Source organism: Xanthomarina arctica (assembly GCF_014638915.1).
Lineage (GTDB): Bacteria > Bacteroidota > Bacteroidia > Flavobacteriales > Flavobacteriaceae > Xanthomarina > Xanthomarina arctica.
Map to the genome: position 1 here is coordinate 41,639 of NZ_BMFQ01000004.1, position 17,608 is coordinate 59,246.

General features: G+C 33.2%; 12 protein-coding genes. 4 read left to right on the forward strand and 8 right to left on the reverse strand.

Translation table 11 applies throughout. The features are described 5' to 3' along the window. Nucleotides 1-31: 31 nt before the first annotated feature. Together IEV77_RS15180 and IEV77_RS15185 are read right to left on the reverse strand one after the other, a co-directional pair. Nucleotides 32-775 carry a LytR/AlgR family response regulator transcription factor gene (locus IEV77_RS15180; RefSeq protein ID WP_188466360.1) on the reverse strand — a complete coding sequence of 248 codons (744 nt, stop codon included), beginning with the start codon at nucleotides 773-775 and terminating at the stop codon, nucleotides 32-34. A 1-nt stretch (nucleotide 776) separates the two neighbouring features. Then, complete coding sequence (locus tag IEV77_RS15185; RefSeq protein ID WP_188466362.1) at nucleotides 777-2,795, reverse strand: tetratricopeptide repeat-containing sensor histidine kinase; 2,019 nt, start codon at nucleotides 2,793-2,795, stop codon at nucleotides 777-779. 278 nt (nucleotides 2,796-3,073) lie between these two features. On the opposite strand from IEV77_RS15185, the gene IEV77_RS15190 reads away from it, so the two are divergent. Continuing rightward, nucleotides 3,074-4,087, forward strand: a complete 1,014-nt coding sequence (locus IEV77_RS15190) for a T9SS type A sorting domain-containing protein (RefSeq protein ID WP_188466364.1) — start codon at nucleotides 3,074-3,076, stop codon at nucleotides 4,085-4,087. A gap of 62 nt (nucleotides 4,088-4,149) precedes the next feature. Here IEV77_RS15190 and lysA read toward each other — a convergent pair whose 3' ends face one another. Next, complete coding sequence (lysA, locus tag IEV77_RS15195) at nucleotides 4,150-5,361, reverse strand: diaminopimelate decarboxylase (protein ID WP_188466365.1); 1,212 nt, start codon at nucleotides 5,359-5,361, stop codon at nucleotides 4,150-4,152. 211 nt (nucleotides 5,362-5,572) lie between these two features. Between lysA and sucC the strand changes: the two genes are divergently transcribed. After that, the gene (gene sucC, locus IEV77_RS15200; RefSeq protein ID WP_188466367.1) at nucleotides 5,573-6,769 is read left to right on the forward strand and encodes an ADP-forming succinate--CoA ligase subunit beta; all 1,197 of its coding nucleotides are present in this window, start codon (nucleotides 5,573-5,575) and stop codon (nucleotides 6,767-6,769) included. Nucleotides 6,770-6,858: 89 nt separating this feature from the next. Here the strand turns inward: sucC and IEV77_RS15205 are convergent, their stop codons facing one another. Together IEV77_RS15205 and IEV77_RS15210 are read right to left on the reverse strand one after the other, a co-directional pair. Beyond that, nucleotides 6,859-7,557, reverse strand: coding sequence for a phosphoadenylyl-sulfate reductase (locus tag IEV77_RS15205; RefSeq protein ID WP_188466369.1), 699 nt, complete (start codon nucleotides 7,555-7,557; stop codon nucleotides 6,859-6,861). A gap of 65 nt (nucleotides 7,558-7,622) precedes the next feature. After that, entirely contained in the window at nucleotides 7,623-7,892 is a 270-nt protein-coding gene (locus tag IEV77_RS15210; protein ID WP_188466370.1) for a DUF1456 family protein, read from the reverse strand. 225 nt (nucleotides 7,893-8,117) lie between these two features. Between IEV77_RS15210 and IEV77_RS15215 the strand changes: the two genes are divergently transcribed. Beyond that, entirely contained in the window at nucleotides 8,118-8,519 is a 402-nt protein-coding gene (locus tag IEV77_RS15215) for a TerB family tellurite resistance protein (RefSeq protein WP_188466372.1), read from the forward strand. 108 nt (nucleotides 8,520-8,627) lie between these two features. On the opposite strand, the gene uvrB is transcribed toward IEV77_RS15215, so the two are convergent. From uvrB to IEV77_RS15230, 3 genes are all read right to left on the reverse strand, one after another. Then, entirely contained in the window at nucleotides 8,628-10,631 is a 2,004-nt protein-coding gene (uvrB, locus tag IEV77_RS15220; protein ID WP_188466374.1) for an excinuclease ABC subunit UvrB, read from the reverse strand. A gap of 44 nt (nucleotides 10,632-10,675) precedes the next feature. Further along, complete coding sequence (locus tag IEV77_RS15225; RefSeq protein WP_188466376.1) at nucleotides 10,676-13,618, reverse strand: T9SS type B sorting domain-containing protein; 2,943 nt, start codon at nucleotides 13,616-13,618, stop codon at nucleotides 10,676-10,678. A gap of 68 nt (nucleotides 13,619-13,686) precedes the next feature. Then, nucleotides 13,687-15,960: a T9SS type B sorting domain-containing protein gene (locus IEV77_RS15230; RefSeq protein ID WP_229736690.1), complete on the reverse strand. Its 2,274-nt coding sequence runs from the start codon at nucleotides 15,958-15,960 to the stop codon at nucleotides 13,687-13,689. Between the two features lie 250 nt (nucleotides 15,961-16,210). On the opposite strand from IEV77_RS15230, the gene IEV77_RS15235 reads away from it, so the two are divergent. Next, nucleotides 16,211-17,566 carry a Kelch repeat-containing protein gene (locus tag IEV77_RS15235; RefSeq protein WP_262891665.1) on the forward strand — a complete coding sequence of 452 codons (1,356 nt, stop codon included), beginning with the start codon at nucleotides 16,211-16,213 and terminating at the stop codon, nucleotides 17,564-17,566. Nucleotides 17,567-17,608 lie beyond the last annotated feature (42 nt).

Here is a 17,608-nt window from a genome sequence, read left to right on the forward strand (position 1 = left end):
AGCATGTTGATATTTGCTAAATTATAAGATATTAAATTGTATGTAAGCGTTTTAGAAGTTCAGATTTTAGTTGCTTACTAATAGGAATAGCTTTCCTAGAAACCACCACGTGGCTTGTGGCTATTTCATCTATTTGCGAGATATTAACGATAAAAGACCTATGAATTCTTAAAAAATGTTCTTGAGGCAATTTCTCGTCAATATCCTTTAATGTGGTTACAAGTAAATATTCTTTTCCTTTGGAATAAATCCGACAATAATTGCGTTCGGCTTCAATATATAAAATATCAATAATTTTAATTTTCACCATTTTTTCATGGTGACGCACAAAAATACAGTCGTTTAAAATTAGAGGTTCTTCGTGGTCAATAATAGTGTCTTTTGTGTTTTCTTTTTCAATTTTCACATGGTTTACAGTCAATTCTATGGCACGTTGTAAATCTAATTTTTTAAAGGGTTTTGAAATAAAAGCATAGGGATTTGTAGCTTTGGCTCTCTTAAAATTGGTGTCGTCTGCATTTGCCGTTAGATAAATAATAGGAATATTATAATCTTGTTGCATTAAAATAGCTGTTTCAATACCATCAATTTCACCTTTTAAATTAATGTCCAATAAAACGATATCTGGTTGATTATTTTTTATGTAAATCAAAGCTTCTTCTCCACGTGGAATAATTCCAATAACATCATATCCAATCGACGTAAGTTGTAGGGAAATATTAGCTCCGATAATCATCTCATCTTCAACTATCAATATTTTTATAGGATGTGTCATTTTAAGCAGCTGGTTTTAATTTAAAGTGAAATAAAACGGATGTTCCATTTGTGTTTTCTTCTTGCATTTCTCCATTTAATTGTTGCGTTAAAAGACTTATAAGTTGCGAGCCAAATCCAGTGCCTTTTGGAGCCATGCCATCTGTTTTTCCTATACCATTATCGACAACTTTTAAGGTTAAAATATTTGGCCTGTCTTTTAATAAGCTAATTTGAATATTGCCTTTTTTGTTATCGGGAAAGGCATATTTTAAAGCGTTAGTTAATAACTCGTTTACAATTAAACCTATTGGAACAGCTGTGTCTACGTCTAATTCTAAATTATCCATAGCGCATTCAATCTTCACTTGATCTTCAGAATTAAAGGTGTCTAAAATGCCTTCACTTAAATTTACGAAATAATCCTTCATTTCTATGCTTCCCAAGTTTTCGCCTTGATAAAGTTTTTGATGAATAATTCCCATAGACTGCACTCGGTTCTGACTAGCAATCATAGCATCTTTGGTTGCTGAATCTTCTAATTGGGCAGACTGCAAGGAGATTAAACTTTTTACTAATTCCAGATTGTTTTTAACACGATGATGAATTTCCTTCATCAACAATTCATTTTGCTTGTTTTTAGTTTCTAATTCCAAATTTAAGACTTGTAATTTCTTACGTTTGGATCTAATATTTCTCATACTAGAAAGCATCCCAATCAAACTAAGTGTTAATAGGGCCGCAATGGCAATGTACAAGGTTTGTGTTTTTTGTTGTTGGGATATTGTGGCTTCTTGGGTTTTAATGGTGGCCTCTTTTTTTACTGTTTCATATTTAGTTAAAAGGTTGGACATGACTTTGTCACTTTCAATAGTGGCTGTGCTATCTCTCATAACTCTTGCTTTTTTCTGATATTCAAGAGCTTTTGGAAAGTTGCCTAACTTCTCGTAAATCGTGCTAACATGATCGTAATTTTCGGTTAGATTGGAAACATCCTTATTGGCTTCCTGAAGAGCAACTGTTTCTAGTTGGTATTTTAAAGCCTCCTCATAATTTTCTAAAAGCAGGTTCACTTCACCTAAATTTGCAGTTATGACATAAATAGCATTTTCATAATTTACTTCTTGTGCCTTTAATAAGGTACTATCATATTCCTTCTTAGCATCTTGATAATTCCCCATTCGTTTAAGTGCATTGGCCCGATTGTTAGAGAAATTTATGATATCGAAAACTGAAAAATTTATTGTTTCTGCTAAACGGAGTGCTTTTTCAAAATAATTATAAGATTCTTGAAAGTTGCCCATAGCCATATAGGAATCTCCTGCAGAAGTGTAGGCATAAGCTAGTTCAGTATCTAACTGGTGTTTTTTACTAATATCAATTGTTTTTAAAGCATAGTCTAGAGCTTCGTTGTGTCTTCCTTGTTTGTTTAAATCTTCAGAAACACGGCTGTAAGCTCCAGCAATTCCTGCTTTATCGTCCAGAGCTTCCATGAGTTTTAAAGCTTCAAGATCTGTTTTTAGAGCTTGTTCAATTTCGCCTCTTCTTTTATGTACCCAACCAATTTTGAAATAAGTAGTGGCCTGACCTCTTTGATCTTCTATCGTTTTATAACCAACTAAGGCCTTGTTAAAATAAAAGGAGGCAGAATCTAATTCTAGAAGATTGGCGTGGATTCTACCTTGCATTTCATAAAACTTAGGTTGCCATTTGGTGTTATTTGTTTTATCTGAAAGTAAAACGCCTTGTCTAGCAAAAACAATAGCTTTTTCAAAATCTGATTGAGATTGCACAGTTACTAACTCTTCTAATAATTCTAATTTTATAGGACTGTCTTTTTCATTTTGAAGTAAATGAGACAAGCTATCTATTTGATAATTCTGACCAGAAACAAAGGGCATGTATAGCAAAAATAAAACTAAAAAAATAGATTTATAGTAGCTCTTGGAAGGTTTACATTCTGGAATGTCCGTTGAATTTATCGTACAACAAGAAGGCGTTACACTAAATAGTGTAAATGGTATGTGTTTGTTAGTTTTCATAAGTCCTTTAAACGCTATTAAAAAAGACCTGAGGAGATTTTAAAGGTAGTAAAAAAAATACAAGTCTATAAACTTGTAAGCTGTATATTATGAGGTGTTGAAGTTGTTTTTTGTTTTATAGAGTGAATTTTATAATAAAAAACTGAGTTTTATTACATGAGTATTGATATTCAGTATCTAAGAGTTTCAAAGGTTCATGACCCATAGTTTTTTAAAAAGAACTCTATATATTATAATTCCTATATTCTTTTTGGTAGTTTTGTGTAAAACAATTACTTATGAAAACAAAACTACCTTTTTTATTATTGCTTTTATCATTAGTTTCTTTTGGACAAACACCTATTAGTACGTATTATAGTTTAAATGGTTCTACATATGCTGTGGTATCATCAAGTTCCACAATAGACCAAACAACTACTGGTGCAGGTTTGACATGGAATTTTAATACATTCACACAAACGGATACAGATTTAGATACGTATACTACTCCAACTGGACCAGAATTAACTACTTTTCCTGGGACTACTAATGTGTTGACTGTTACAAATTCTTCATCTGGAGAAAACAAAATCTTTAGTGCAGACGTTAATGGTACAACATCCTTAACAGGAGCTACAAGAGATGATATTATTTTAAATTATAGTACCAATAACGCATTAATAGGGACTTTCCCTATGAGCTATAGTGCCACAAATAGCGATGCTGTTGCCGGTACTTTTATTTACACAACATATAATGGAACTTTTACTGGAACCATTAATACAGAAGTTGATGCTTATGGGACTCTTAATATGAATGATCTTGGAGAGGGCGCTTATTCTGGATCTGTAACCCGTTTAAAAACAGTTCAGAATTTGAGTATGACGGCATTGGGTTTTTCTAATATTGGAACTGTTACACAAACAGCTTATAATTATTACGATAACATAACCAATGAACTTGTGTTTAGAAGTCTTGAGTTAAATGTTGTTGTTCCAATTTTAAGTATAAATGAATCTGTGACTTTAATGGAAAGTATCTTACCTTTAAGTACATTAAATATTAATCAAAATGATATTGTTGCTTTAGTATTATCTATAATTCCAAATCCTGTTGCAGATGTGTTAAATATTCATTTAAGTCAAAATGAATCTATTCGTTCTATTACATTAACAGACATCAAGGGAAGACAAGTTTTGAGTGTGAATGAGAACTTAAATTCCATTTCAGTTTCCCGTTTGCAAGCAGGAATGTATATTGCTAATATAACAACTGATAAAGGGGTTTATACGAAGAAATTCTTAAAAAAATAAATTCAATTTAATTCATAAAAAAAGCGTTTCAAATATTTGAAACGCTTTTTTGTTTTACTCTCTTATTTTGAAAGATCAATTTCTATTTGATTTTTAATTATATCATCAAAAGTTTCTCTTTTTCTAATTAAATGTGCTTTATTATTATGCCATAGCACTTCTGCCGGACGGTATCTGGAATTGTAATTAGATGCCATAGAAAAACAATAGGCTCCAGCATTTTTAAATGCCAGAATATCTCCTTCTGTAATTTCAGAAATACGTCTATTGTTTGCAAATGTGTCCGTTTCACAAATATATCCTACAACAGAATAAAAGCGCTCTCTACCTTTTGGATTCGAAATGTTTTCAATTTCATGTTGAGATCCATATAGCATGGGTCTAATTAAATGATTAAAACCAGAATCTATTTGAGCAAAAACCGTAGAAGTGGTTTGTTTTACAACATTTACTTTGGCTAGAAAAACACCAGCTTCACTCACCAAAAATTTCCCTGGTTCAAAAGCTAAGGTTAATTCTCTCCCGTATTCTTTACAAAACTCGTTGAATCTCTTCGTTAGTTTTTCGCCAAATTCTTCAATATTGGTTTCAATATCATCCTTTTTATAAGGCACTTTAAAACCAGAACCAAAATCAATAAATTCTAAATCTTTAAAGTGTTTAGCAGTTTCAAAAAGTATTTCACTTGCATATAAAAACACATCAATATCCAAAATATCACTTCCTGTATGCATGTGAATTCCATTGATATTCATCTTGGTATTTTCTACAATACGAATAATGTGCGGAATTTGATGAATGGAAATTCCAAACTTACTATCAATATGTCCTACAGAAATATTGGTGTTTCCACCAGCCATCACATGTGGGTTTATTCTAATACAAACCGGAGTTTTTGGATATTTAGTACCAAACTGTTCCAAAATCGATAAGTTATCGATGTTAATTTGAACTCCAAGCTTTGCGGCAACTTCAATTTCTTCAAGAGAAACACCGTTTGGAGTGTAAATAATTTGTTCTGGCAAAAATCCGGCGGTCAAACCTAATTTAACTTCCTGAATGGAAACGGTATCTAAACCTGCACCAAGTGTTTTCATTAATTTTAAAACCGAAATATTAGACAACGCTTTAACGGCATAATTAATTTTAACCTGTTTGACTTTACTAAAGGCTGCTGTTAAGCGTTTATACTGAGAAGTTATCATCTCTGTGTCGTAAACATAAACAGGACTTCCAAAGTCCTTAGCAATCTGTAATAAAGTGTTTGTTTTCATTTTTGTTAATTTTTATGAAGTGTAAAACTAAAAAGTATTTTTTATTAACACTTAAAATATGGTGATAATTATTTCATATTTCAGTCATTTAGAAAGTATCGCAATACTTCCTTTAAAAATTATTGGTAAAAAGCTTTAGGTTGATTACTTTTGTGCAACAAAATATTAAGAGATTCCTTTCTTTTAATGGAACGCAAATAATTTAATATAGATGAATTTACACGAATATCAAGGAAAAGACATATTAGCAAACTTTGGCGTACGTATTCAACGTGGCGTTGTTGCGAAAAATGCTCAAGAAGCTGTGGCTGCAGCAAAACAATTAACTGCTGAAACAGGAACAAGCTGGCATGTTATTAAAGCTCAGGTTCACGCTGGTGGACGTGGTAAAGGTGGAGGAGTTAAGATTGCTAAAAATCTTCAGGAAGTAGAAACTATTGCAGGTCAGATTATAGGTATGAACTTAGTGACGCCTCAAACATCTGCTGAAGGTAAAAAAGTACATCAAGTATTAATTGCCGAAGATGTTTATTATCCTGGTGAAACTGAAACTAGTGAATTTTATGTGTCTGTATTATTAAACCGTGCTTCTGGACGTAACATGATAATGTATTCTACTGAAGGTGGAATGGATATTGAAACAGTTGCTGAAGAAACACCACATTTAATCTTTACTGAAGAAGTAGATCCTTCAGTTGGTTTAATGCCTTTTCAAGCTAGACGTATTGCTTTTAACTTAGGTTTAGATGGCCTTGCTTTTAAAGAAATGACAAAATTTGTAACAAGCCTTTATACGGCTTACGTTGCATCTGATGCTTCTTTATTTGAAATCAATCCGGTTTTAAAAACAAGCGATAATAAAATTATGGCTGTAGATGCTAAAGTGACTATTGATGATAATGCACTTTACAGACATAAAGATTACCAAGATTTACGTGATTTACGTGAAGAGAATCCAATTGAAGTGGAAGCAGGAGCTTTAGGACTTAACTATGTAGATTTAGACGGAAACGTTGGATGTATGGTTAATGGCGCAGGACTTGCAATGGCAACAATGGATTTAATAAAACAAGCAGGTGGTGAGCCAGCTAACTTTTTAGATGTTGGAGGTACTGCTGATGCTGCTAGAGTAGAGGCTGCTTTTAAAATTATCTTAAAAGACCCTAATGTAAAAGCAATCTTAATAAATATTTTTGGTGGTATTGTTCGTTGTGACAGAGTTGCTCAAGGTGTTATCGATGCTTATAAAAACATGGGTAATATTACTGTGCCTATTATTGTACGTTTACAAGGTACCAATGCAGATATCGCTAAAGAATTAATTGATAGTTCTGGATTAGATGTTATGAGTGCTACTGAGTTCCAAGAAGCTGCAGATAAAGTTCAGCAAGTATTAGAAAATAAGTAAAAAGATGTAACTCGAAGAGTTATAATTATATAAAAAAGAGCCACTTTAATTTAAAGTGGCTCTTTTTAGGTTTTATAAGTCAGGGGTTTTTATAAATGCAAACCACATTCTGTTTTTGGATTGTTATTCCATCTTCCACTTCTGTCTTCACCCGGAACCGTACAATGACTGCAACCAATAGAATGATATCCTTTTGCAACCAATGGATGGAAAGGTAATTTATGTTCATCAATAAAAGCGTCACGTTCTTCTTTGGTAACATCTAATAAGGGGTAGAATTTTAAAATCTCTCCTCTCATTTCAAATATATCCAAACTTGCTCTGTGGTCACTTTGCCATTCCATTAACCCAGAAACCCAAACGTTGTAACGTTTTTTAATGGTTTCTAAAGGACTGACCTTATTGATTGAACAGCAGAAATCTGGATTTTTTTTCCAGGTTTCATCTTTTGTTGTAAACTCGTGTTCTTCTTTTATGGCTCCAATAGATTTTACGTTTAAGCCGTAAAGTTGCTCTAGCTTCTCTTTATATTTTAAAGTTTCTTCAAAATGATATCCTGTATCTATAAAAAACACCGGTTGTTCTTTATTAACGTCTGAAAATAATTTTAAAAGAAATGCTGAGGTTGCAGCAAAAGAACTTGTAAGCATCACTTCGCTAACATCAAAATCTTTATAAAGCTCTTTTATACGATTGGTAGCAGAAAGCGATTTGTATTTTCTGTTTAGAGATTTTATTTTTTCATCTGAAATGACAGATGCATCAATAACTATAGGTTTGTCTAACATATTTATTTAGGACATTTTAATCTTAAATGCGCAATTTAAGATTATTCAAGAAACTAGAAAAGCCTTTATTCTTTTTTTAAGGGTTTTTTGGGAGTTGAAGGTTTCGCTTCTTTTTTAGGTTTGGGTCCACGAAGATGAATAACCAAGCCATTTAGGAAATTTCTAAGAATTTGATCGCCACATTCCATATATTTTGGATGATCCTCTTTTCTGAAGAAAGCACCTAATTCACTTTTGGAAATTTTAAAGTCTACCAGCTCTAAAATTTTTACTATTTCGTCGTCTCGAAGCTGTAAGGCTACTCTTAATTTTTTAAAGATGTCGTTATTAGTCATGTACTTAAATTTGTTGTTGCTTTTTTCTCACAAAAGTAAAATAATCGATGAAATGCACATCTATGCTAATGTTCTAAAAATCAGATATATACGAAAATATTTGTATAAAATGTAAGATATTAACGATAAAATGCAGATTATTTTTCGACAAGTTACAAATTATCAGGGATTATCAATTATGGTTTATAAGTATCTTTATAATGAAATTATTAATCCATTCCTCTAATGATTAACAGAGTTGAAAAATTAAGCCTTTTGTCTGAGATGATTTCATTTGCGAAAAATGAAAACGACTTAAAACCAATTGAGTATAGCTTTTTGCTTGCCATTGCGAAACAACTTGAAATCTCGAGAGAAGATTTCAATTACCTAATTGAACACCCTATTAATTATATTCATTTAGGGTCTCATAGCGAACGCATTGTTCAGTTTCATAGATTGGTTTTATTGATGAATATTGGTGACGAACATACAAATAAAGAAAGAATAAGACTTTTTAATTATGGAATCCGTATGGGCTTAAGTCATGAATCCATAAATAAAGTGTTGTACTTAATGGAGAGTTTTCCTAATAAAATTGTACCGCCAGATGTGCTTATTGATATCTTTAAGGTGCAGTATAACTAACTAAAATTCCAAAAAGTCAAATCCGAAATCCCGAAAATATATCTTTTTAAGTAAGTAGTGAATGTTGCGACTGCTGGCCTTTCCGTAGTATTTACGAATAAGAGATATCTAATTTTTTAATCCTTCCAATTTCTCCTGGTAAGCTTTTATATCATCTCTAAACTTAGCCGCTTGAAGAAAGTCTAAAGCTTTGGCGGCTTCTTCCATAAACTTACGTTTTTCACGAATTTTCTTTTCCAGTTCGCCTTTAGAAAGATATTCGCTTTCTGGTTCGGCGGCTTTCAAGGCATCCAATTCATAGCTATAGGTGCTTACAGAATTTTTAGATAAGGCATTATCAAGACTCTTATTTAATGCCCTTGGAACCATATTGTTTTCTGTGTTGTAGGCCATTTGTTTTTCTCGTCTGTAGTTGGTCTCATCCATAGTTTTTTGCATGCTTTTTGTAATTTTATCGGCATACATAATGGCTCTTCCATTCAAGTGTCTTGCGGCTCTACCAACGGTTTGTGTCAGCGATCTTGCCGAACGTAAAAACCCTTCTTTATCGGCATCTAAGATGGCAACTAAAGATACTTCTGGTAAATCCAAACCTTCACGAAGTAAATTTACACCAACTAATACATCAAAGATTCCAGCACGTAAATCCTGCATAATTTGAACGCGTTCCAAAGTATCCACATCACTATGGATGTAACGAACACGAATTTGAATGCGGCTTAAATACTTGGTTAATTCTTCAGCCATACGTTTGGTTAAAGTCGTAACCAAAACACGTTCGTCTTTTTCAACTCGTAACTGGATTTCTTCAATTAAATCGTCTATTTGATTCAAGCTTGGTCTCACCTCAATAATCGGATCTAAAAGTCCAGTCGGTCTAATAACTTGTTCCACAATAATGCCATCGGATTTTTGAAGTTCGTAATCTGCTGGAGTCGCACTTACATAAATTACTTGATTCTGTAAAGCCTCAAACTCTTCAAATTTTAAGGGTCTGTTATCCATGGCTGCAGGTAATCTAAAACCATAATCTACCAGATTTTCTTTCCTGCTTCTGTCTCCACCATACATGGCATGTACTTGCGAAATGGTTACGTGACTTTCATCTACAACCATTAAATAATCGTCTGGAAAATAGTCAAGCAAGCAGAAAGGCCTAGTCCCTGGTTGTCGGCCATCTAAGTAACGAGAATAGTTTTCAATACCTGAGCAATAACCCAATTCCCTAATCATTTCTAAATCGAATTCGGTTCTCTCTTTTAATCTTTTGGCTTCTAGATGTTTTCCTATTTCTTTAAAATAATCGTATTGTTTTACCAAATCGTCTTGAATGCTTTTTATAGCTCCTTGTAAAACGTCAGGAGAGGTAACAAACATGTTTGCTGGGTAAATATTGACTCTGTCGTATTTTTCTATAACCTCATTGGTTTGAATATTGAAGGCTTCAATGTCTTCAATTTCATCACCAAAAAAGTGAATTCTAAAGGCATGATCGTCGTAACTTGGAAAAATATCTACGGTGTCTCCTTTTATTCTGAAATTCCCATGATTAAATTCGGCTTCCGTTCTAGAATATAAACTTTGAACCAATCTATGAAGTAATTTGGTTCGTGATATTACTTGATCTTTTTCAATTGAAATGACGTTTTTCTGGAATTCTACAGGATTCCCAATACCATATAAACAGGATACCGAAGCAATCACAATTACATCTCTTCTACCTGAAAGTAGGGAAGAGGTGGTGCTTAATCGCATCTTTTCGATTTCTTCGTTTATAGAAAGATCTTTTTCAATATAAACCCCTGAAACAGGAATATAGGCTTCGGGTTGGTAATAATCGTAGTAAGAAACAAAATATTCGACAGCATTATCTGGAAAAAACTGTTTAAATTCAGAATACAATTGCGCTGCTAGGGTTTTGTTATGCGCTAAAACCAAGGTGGGTTTTTGTACTTCTTCAATAACATTAGCAACAGTAAAGGTTTTACCAGAACCAGTAACACCTAGTAAAGTTTGATATTTTTCATTAGCATCAAGGCCTGCCGCCAATTGTTTGATAGCTGTAGGTTGATCTCCCGTAGGGCTGAATTCTGATTTTATCTTGAACTTCATAGCACAAAATTACGTAAAAAAAATGTGCATTTTCGTAATATGAACTAGCGTTTTAATGTGAAATGACCTTTGAGTGTTTCCCCAGAATTTAAGTTAATAAGATACCAATAGTCGTTAGTTTCCAAAAGGTTTCCATTATAGATGCCATTCCAGCTTCTGTTTAGAGGAGATACTTGTTTTAATAATTTCCCATACCTATTAAAAATGAAAATTTCTGCAATTGTATTTTGAGTATCTGTTATTTGCCATATGTCGTTATATCCATCACCGTTTGGTGTGAAAAATGGAGGAATATGGATGTTATCAACACTTTCAATCTCAAATTGCATAGATTTTATAATACAGCCATTTTCATCTTGAACATATAGCGTGTGGCTTCCGCCCAAAAGATTATAGAAAATTGGGCTTGTTTGGAAACTGTAAGAGTCTATGGCATATTCATAGTTTATAGTTGTATCTGTCATTACAACAGTTATTGTATCATCATTAATAACAATATTTGTAGCATCAAGAGTGAAGTCTGTGGCAGGATAAATAGTTACTAAAAAACTACTTTCATTAAAGCAGATGTTGGGTGTGGTACCCATTTTATTATAAATATAAATAGTTTGCGTGATTGTAATAAGATCTCCAGCGCTTAATTGTGTTCCTGTTCCATTAGGACCTGTATAATAATTACCATTTGTTAAGTTGGGTAATTCAAATTCTAGACATAAAGCTACATCGGGAAGCGTATCAACAGGAGGAGCATTTGTAATGGTTACAGAAAAACTCGTTTCGTTGAAACAAATATTAGGAGCTGTTCCTGTTGCATTGTAAATATAAATAATTTGAGATGTTGAAATTACAGCCCCAGATGCTAAAGCGGTTCCCGATCCATTAGTTCCTGTAAAATAATTCCCGTTAATTAAAGCTGGTAAAGTATAGCTTGAACATCCTGAATAATCAGCTAAAGTGTCAACAGGAGGAGCATTTGTAATCGTTACAGAAAAGCTCGATTCGTTAAAACAAATATTAGGAGCTGTTCCAGTTGCATTGTAAATATAAATGGTTTGAGATGTTGAAATTACAGCTCCAGATGCTAAAGCGGTTCCAGATCCATTAGTTCCTGTAAAATAATTCCCATTAAGTAAAGCTGGTAAAGTATAGCTTGAGCATCCTGAATAATTAGCTAAAGTGTCAACAGGAGGAGCATTTGTAATGGTTACAGAAAAGCTCGATTCGTTAAAACAAATATTCGGAGCAGTTCCTGTTTGGTTGTATATATAAATAATTTGAGATGTTGAAATTACAGCTCCAGATGTTAAAGCTGTTCCAGATCCATTAGTTCCTGTAAAATAATTCCCATTAAGTAAAGCCGGTAAAGTATAGCTTGAACATCCTGAATAATCAGCTAAAGTGTCAACAGGAGGAGCATTTGTAATCGTTACAGAAAAACTTGTTTCGTTAAAACAAATATTCGGAGCCGTTCCTGTTTGGTTGTATATATAAATAATTTGAGATGTTGAAATTACAGCTCCAGATGCTAAAGCTGTTCCAGATCCATTAGTTCCTGTAAAATAATTCCCGTTAATTAAAGCTGGTAAAGTATAGCTTGAACATCCTGAATAATCAGTTAAAGTATCAACAGGAGGAGCATTTGTAATGGTTACAGAAAAACTTGTTTCGTTAAAACAAATATTAGGAGCCGTTCCTGTTTGGTTGTATATATAAATAATTTGAGATGTTGAAATTACAGCTCCAGATGCTAAAGCTGTTCCAGATCCATTAGTTCCTGTAAAATAATTCCCGTTAATTAAAGCTGGTAAAGTATAGCTTGAGCATCCTGAATAATCAGCTAAAGTATCCACTTCAGGAACGTTAATAAATAAAAAAGTAGCATCGCTTAATAGGTTGCAAGTGGCTGATGTTATTTCGCAATAATACTGATTATTATCAAAGCCAATTGGTACATTGTTGAGAATCAAAGTATTCGTGGTGGCTCCAGAATAAACTGAGTTGTTTGCCACATTCACCCAAACATTAGAGCTGTTAAGTATTTTCCATTGGTATGTATAGGTTCCAGTTGCTATGGATACAGTAAATGATGCATTCCCGTTCTCGCAAATGGTTTGCGAACTAGGTTGTGTGATAATTGGAACAGAACTAGAGATGGGGTCTGCCGTGTGAGAACCTAAATTTGAACAGTATTCATCGCTGTCTATTAAGAAATTATTAGGATCAAAAGTTGCTTGTGGTTCATTAACATCAGCATCTCTTATTATGGTATAACCTCGATCACCTGGTGCTTGAATCACATCGATGACCACATTATTTTTCACGAGTTTTAATTCATCATTATCATTAAAACCAGAACCTATTGTAATGTCTGGAGAGAGACCGCTACATGTGTAACCGTTACTTCCCGTTTGTATAATATAGGTGTTTAAAGGTGCTATAGATCCAACTAATGGAATTGATATGGTAGGTGTTGAATCTCCAATGTCTCCAAATCTTTGAACTTCATAAATGCCATCTAGAACGATAGATGTATTTGTTGGATTGTAGATTTCAATAATTCCATAGTCGCCTAGTTGTGAGTCGTATACTTCTGATATAAAAATATCTCCCGTTGAACAATTTGGTGTTAAAAAGGTGAAATTACTTGCCGAATTTCCAGTGCAACCGCCTGAGCTTGTAATAGAAATAATAGCATTGATGTTTGAGGAAGATTGTGCGAAAGCCGTTATCTGATTATCGTTCACTATCGTGAAACTAGTAGAAATACCGTCAAAAAATACGGATAGAGCATTACCGAAATTGGATCCTGTTATGGTTACTAAAGTATTTTCTGGTCCTTGAGCGGGTGAAAAAGAGGAGATTACAGGTGCAGGGCAAGGGATGGTAAATGCATTATCAGAAATAAGGTCTTTACTCTTTATTGTATAAGTATTGCTGTAACATAAAATGGCAAAAAAAAACGTTGGTAAAAGTATCAGTTGTTTCATTGAAAATAATTGGCAGGCAAAAATAGTAAATTAAAAAAACAAGTCATGTTAAGCGATTGTTACGAAAATTATCTTTTTAAAGAAAAATGGCCTCGGAAGTCATTTCCATTACTCATGGTTGTTACAAACCAATAATCGGCGCTTGGAAGTAGGTTTCCATTAAAAGTACCATCCCAACCAGTTCCGAAAGCATTTAATTCTTTTATGAGTTTTCCGTATCGATCAAAAATTTTAACGCCTACTGAAGTATCCAAATTATTTAAACCTATGGGTTTCCAATAGTCGTTATAACCATCTCCGTTTGGAGTGAAAAATTTTGGAAAACCTAACACTGAAACATCTTGAGGCATTATGCCACAACCATTTTTGTCTTTTACATAAATGGTATGGTATCCAGGTGACACATTGGTAAAAATATTGCTATCTTGAAAATAACCCGTATCCAAAGCGTATTCATAATCTCCTTCTCCTGAAACAGTAACTGTAATAGAATTATTGTTTGAAGCTTCAATAACTGAAATATCAACAATAGTTGCCATATTTGAAGGAGCAACTGTTATGTTTCTTGAGGCAGAACAACCATTGTTATTAGTAACTGTAATTGTATAAACCCCAGTTTCATTTACTAATATTTGTGCGGAATTTTGCATTAAATCCGTGCCATCTAATTCCCATTGGTAGTTAAAATTAGAAGGGTTTCCAGATAGAATTCCGGATTCTAAAGTAATAGTTTGTGGAAACAGGTTTAAACAATAATAGGTCTCTTCGTCTGGAGCTAACTCTGGAGAAGGATTTATTATTAAATTGATATTTGTGTAAGCATAGCAAACGCCATTATCTGTAATTTGTACATAAAGCGTATCAGAATAGGGACTTCCAGTATTTTCATAGGTTCCAGAAAGCGGGTTTGTTTGGTTTTCTAAATCTGTTTGGGAACCATAAAATGTAGTCGTTGCTGTGTTGGGTACATCATTTTGGTTAAGAATGAAAGTTTCCAAATCATTTAAATTAATAGTGGTTACACCATCGTTTGTTCCATCGTTATCGCAAGTAGGATAGGCAGGGAGTACAACAGAATTATTAGCAAAAGATAAAGTTACTTCTGCAATAGAAATACAGCCATTGGCATTAGAAACTCTTGCGTAAACCATCTGATTTAAAGACGTGTTTTCAAAACTAGTAGGATCCGGAATTGGACTTGTTCCAGATGTTGCTTGGGCTGGCGACAAATAGAAATTTTCTAATGTCAAGTTGTTATTACTATTTGTGATATCTCTTTCAGCATCAAACAAATTATAAATAGTAATGCCGTCTAAATTATAATCGCAACTAATAAGCGTTGTGTCAAATACCGTTGGGTTTATTCCAACTTCTATCTCTACTTGTCCATAAGAAAAACAAGTTCCGTCAATAATCACTTCAACAGCATAAGTTCCAGCATCAACAGCTAAATAAGTTGAATTGACTTCTCCTAATAACTCACTCCCATCTTTAAACCATTTGTAAGAGTTTGTTCCTGGTTGACTGGCATCTAGCCAAATGGTTTCGTTTGGACATAAGGCTGTATTGTTTCCTAATAATAAATCTGGACCTAAATTAGTACTTAACTGAAAACTTCCAGCTTCAAGGAAAACTGCAGAATCGTATCTGTAGTTTTGCTCGTCCGCAATAACTAATTTGACATGGTAGGTTTCATTAGGGATGACATCTGCAATGGCAGTTAAAACAGCTGTTTGCCCGTTGAAATTTATTGGAGCCGTAGCACCATTCCAACTTCCAAAATAAGCTTCATTAATTGGGTCGCAAGATCCAGGAATTCCTGAGTGTACCGTTGTTACCTTAACAGGAGTTCGAGTTCCAGGAATTACTGCAATGTTTTCGTATCTAGTTTCGTCATCTTTTCTAATTAGAAACCCGAATAAATCTGAATAGCGACAGGTACTACTGTCTCCTTCTTGGTATTCTTCGGAAGCAAAAAGATATCTAAAGCTAATTTGGTCTGCAACAGCTTCAAAATTAAATTCTAATATGGTGGCATTGGTAGTATTCGATTCATTTAAAACATATTCTAAATCGGCATCTCCACGCCAATCTGGAGCATCATCATCACTTAAAGTAGTATTTGGACCTTGAACATGTACTAGTCTTCCTGTACTTAAAACCACACCATTCTGAAAAGGAAATGTTGATCCATTGGCTTCAAAATAACCATAACTTTGATCGGCACCATTAAAATTTCCACCAACATAATTAGTGACAATGACATTTGAAATACAATTACTGTCAATTAAAATGTCTTCAATGAGTTGTTGAGGGGTATAGGTTCTACTATCTGTAGTCACATTTTGTGAGCACAGGATACTGGAAACTAATAAAAATGAGATTAATAAAAACGACTTCATTAAGAATAATTGGATTGCAAAGATAAGTAATAAAGGTTTTTTAAAGGAATAAAGTTATTAAAGACTTTTAGGGTTCATTATCAAAGATTTAACAAAAAGACTTCTTAATTAAAAAGGAATTTTTTTTATTTGAATAACAACCTATAGCAGTTTTGTCTTAATCTACAAAAGCATTAACTTAGTTCATGTTATGAAAAACTTGTTGCCCTTTTTATTCCTTTTCTTTATATGTCCCCAAATTTTTAGCCAAAATTTAAAGGGTAAGGTTATTGATGTCAAAGGAAATCCATTGGAACTAGTTAATGTTTTTATTCTAAAGGATGGCAAGGGAACAACGACTGATAGTCTTGGCATTTTTGAAATAAGGGATCAATCAAAATTGTTGCAGACTGATACCATTCGTTTTTCTTATATAGGTTATATTACTTTGGAAATAACGTTTCAAAAGCTTCTGGCTAATAAGAATGTAATTTCACTTTCCGAAAACATAGAAGAACTTCAGGAAGTTGCATTAAAAGGAAAAAATCGTTTAAAAGATAAATTGGATTACTCCAAACTTACCAGACTGAAAAATAATGTTTTTGCATTTGGTTCCTACATAGTTAATAATAAAATTTACATAATTGGAGGAGATGCTTCAACCTTTACCGATGTTGGGAAAAAGGTCATTCTCCATTCTAATGGCATGATTGAAAGTATTGAAAACTATTTTGTATTGATGAGGAGATATAATGAGATTTCTAAATTTGGGTACAGTAATGAGTTACAGATATATGATTTAAATGAAAATATTTGGGTTAAAAATGAAGTTACGTTCGATAATCGTGCCTATCATAATGTCGCCTATTATAATAACAATCTTTATGCTTTTGGAGGAGAAAGAGTTTCCAAAAATGGTATTTATGTTTATCTAAATGAAAAAATAGAAATTCTTAATCTTGATTCGCTTAACGTTACAGTCGATTACACAAACCCACATCAAGCAAAAAATGTGACCTCTGTGGTTTTTAAAGATTATTTGGTGACGATGGGTGGATCTTTTAAAGAAAATAAAAATGGAAAAATTATCTATTCAGATAAAGTCCATTTTTACAATTTTAAATCTGGACTTTGGTATGAACTACCGAGTATGATAAATCCAAAAGAAACGAATAGCGTTTTAATTAAGGATAAAATATATGTAGTAGGTGGTTTTGATGGTAAGCCTTTGTCTACGATTGACGTTTTAGATTTAAACTCTGAAGTTTGGCAGGAGGAAATAGATCTGCCTTCAAGTATGTCTCAGCCGGCCTTGACTGTTCACAATGAAAAGATATACATTTATGATGCAGGTTTAATGTACGTATATAATCCACCTAAGAAAACGTTTGTGACCTATGAGATTAATTTACATGTAGAGCATGCCAGAATGCATTATTTTAATGGTGCTTTTTACCTTATTGGCGGTTTTACAGAAAATGAATATTCTAAAAAGCCATCTCCAAATATTTACATCATTCATGAAAATGAGTTTTTAAAAACGAAATCGCAGACTCTGGTTAATTAAAAGAAAACTTAATGGCATGAGAAAAGAAAAACATCTGCTTCC

Coding starts and splice junctions, on each gene's coding strand:
- IEV77_RS15180 (WP_188466360.1), bottom strand. CDS start 775: ATGACACATCCTATAAAAATATTGATAGTTGAAGATGAGATGATTATC.
- IEV77_RS15185 (WP_188466362.1), bottom strand. CDS start 2,795: ATGAAAACTAACAAACACATACCATTTACACTATTTAGTGTAACGCCT.
- IEV77_RS15190 (WP_188466364.1), top strand. CDS start 3,074: ATGAAAACAAAACTACCTTTTTTATTATTGCTTTTATCATTAGTTTCT.
- lysA (WP_188466365.1), bottom strand. CDS start 5,361: ATGAAAACAAACACTTTATTACAGATTGCTAAGGACTTTGGAAGTCCT.
- sucC (WP_188466367.1), top strand. CDS start 5,573: ATGAATTTACACGAATATCAAGGAAAAGACATATTAGCAAACTTTGGC.
- IEV77_RS15205 (WP_188466369.1), bottom strand. CDS start 7,557: ATGTTAGACAAACCTATAGTTATTGATGCATCTGTCATTTCAGATGAA.
- IEV77_RS15210 (WP_188466370.1), bottom strand. CDS start 7,892: ATGACTAATAACGACATCTTTAAAAAATTAAGAGTAGCCTTACAGCTT.
- IEV77_RS15215 (WP_188466372.1), top strand. CDS start 8,118: ATGATTAACAGAGTTGAAAAATTAAGCCTTTTGTCTGAGATGATTTCA.
- uvrB (WP_188466374.1), bottom strand. CDS start 10,631: ATGAAGTTCAAGATAAAATCAGAATTCAGCCCTACGGGAGATCAACCT.
- IEV77_RS15225 (WP_188466376.1), bottom strand. CDS start 13,618: ATGAAACAACTGATACTTTTACCAACGTTTTTTTTTGCCATTTTATGT.
- IEV77_RS15235 (WP_262891665.1), top strand. CDS start 16,211: ATGAAAAACTTGTTGCCCTTTTTATTCCTTTTCTTTATATGTCCCCAA.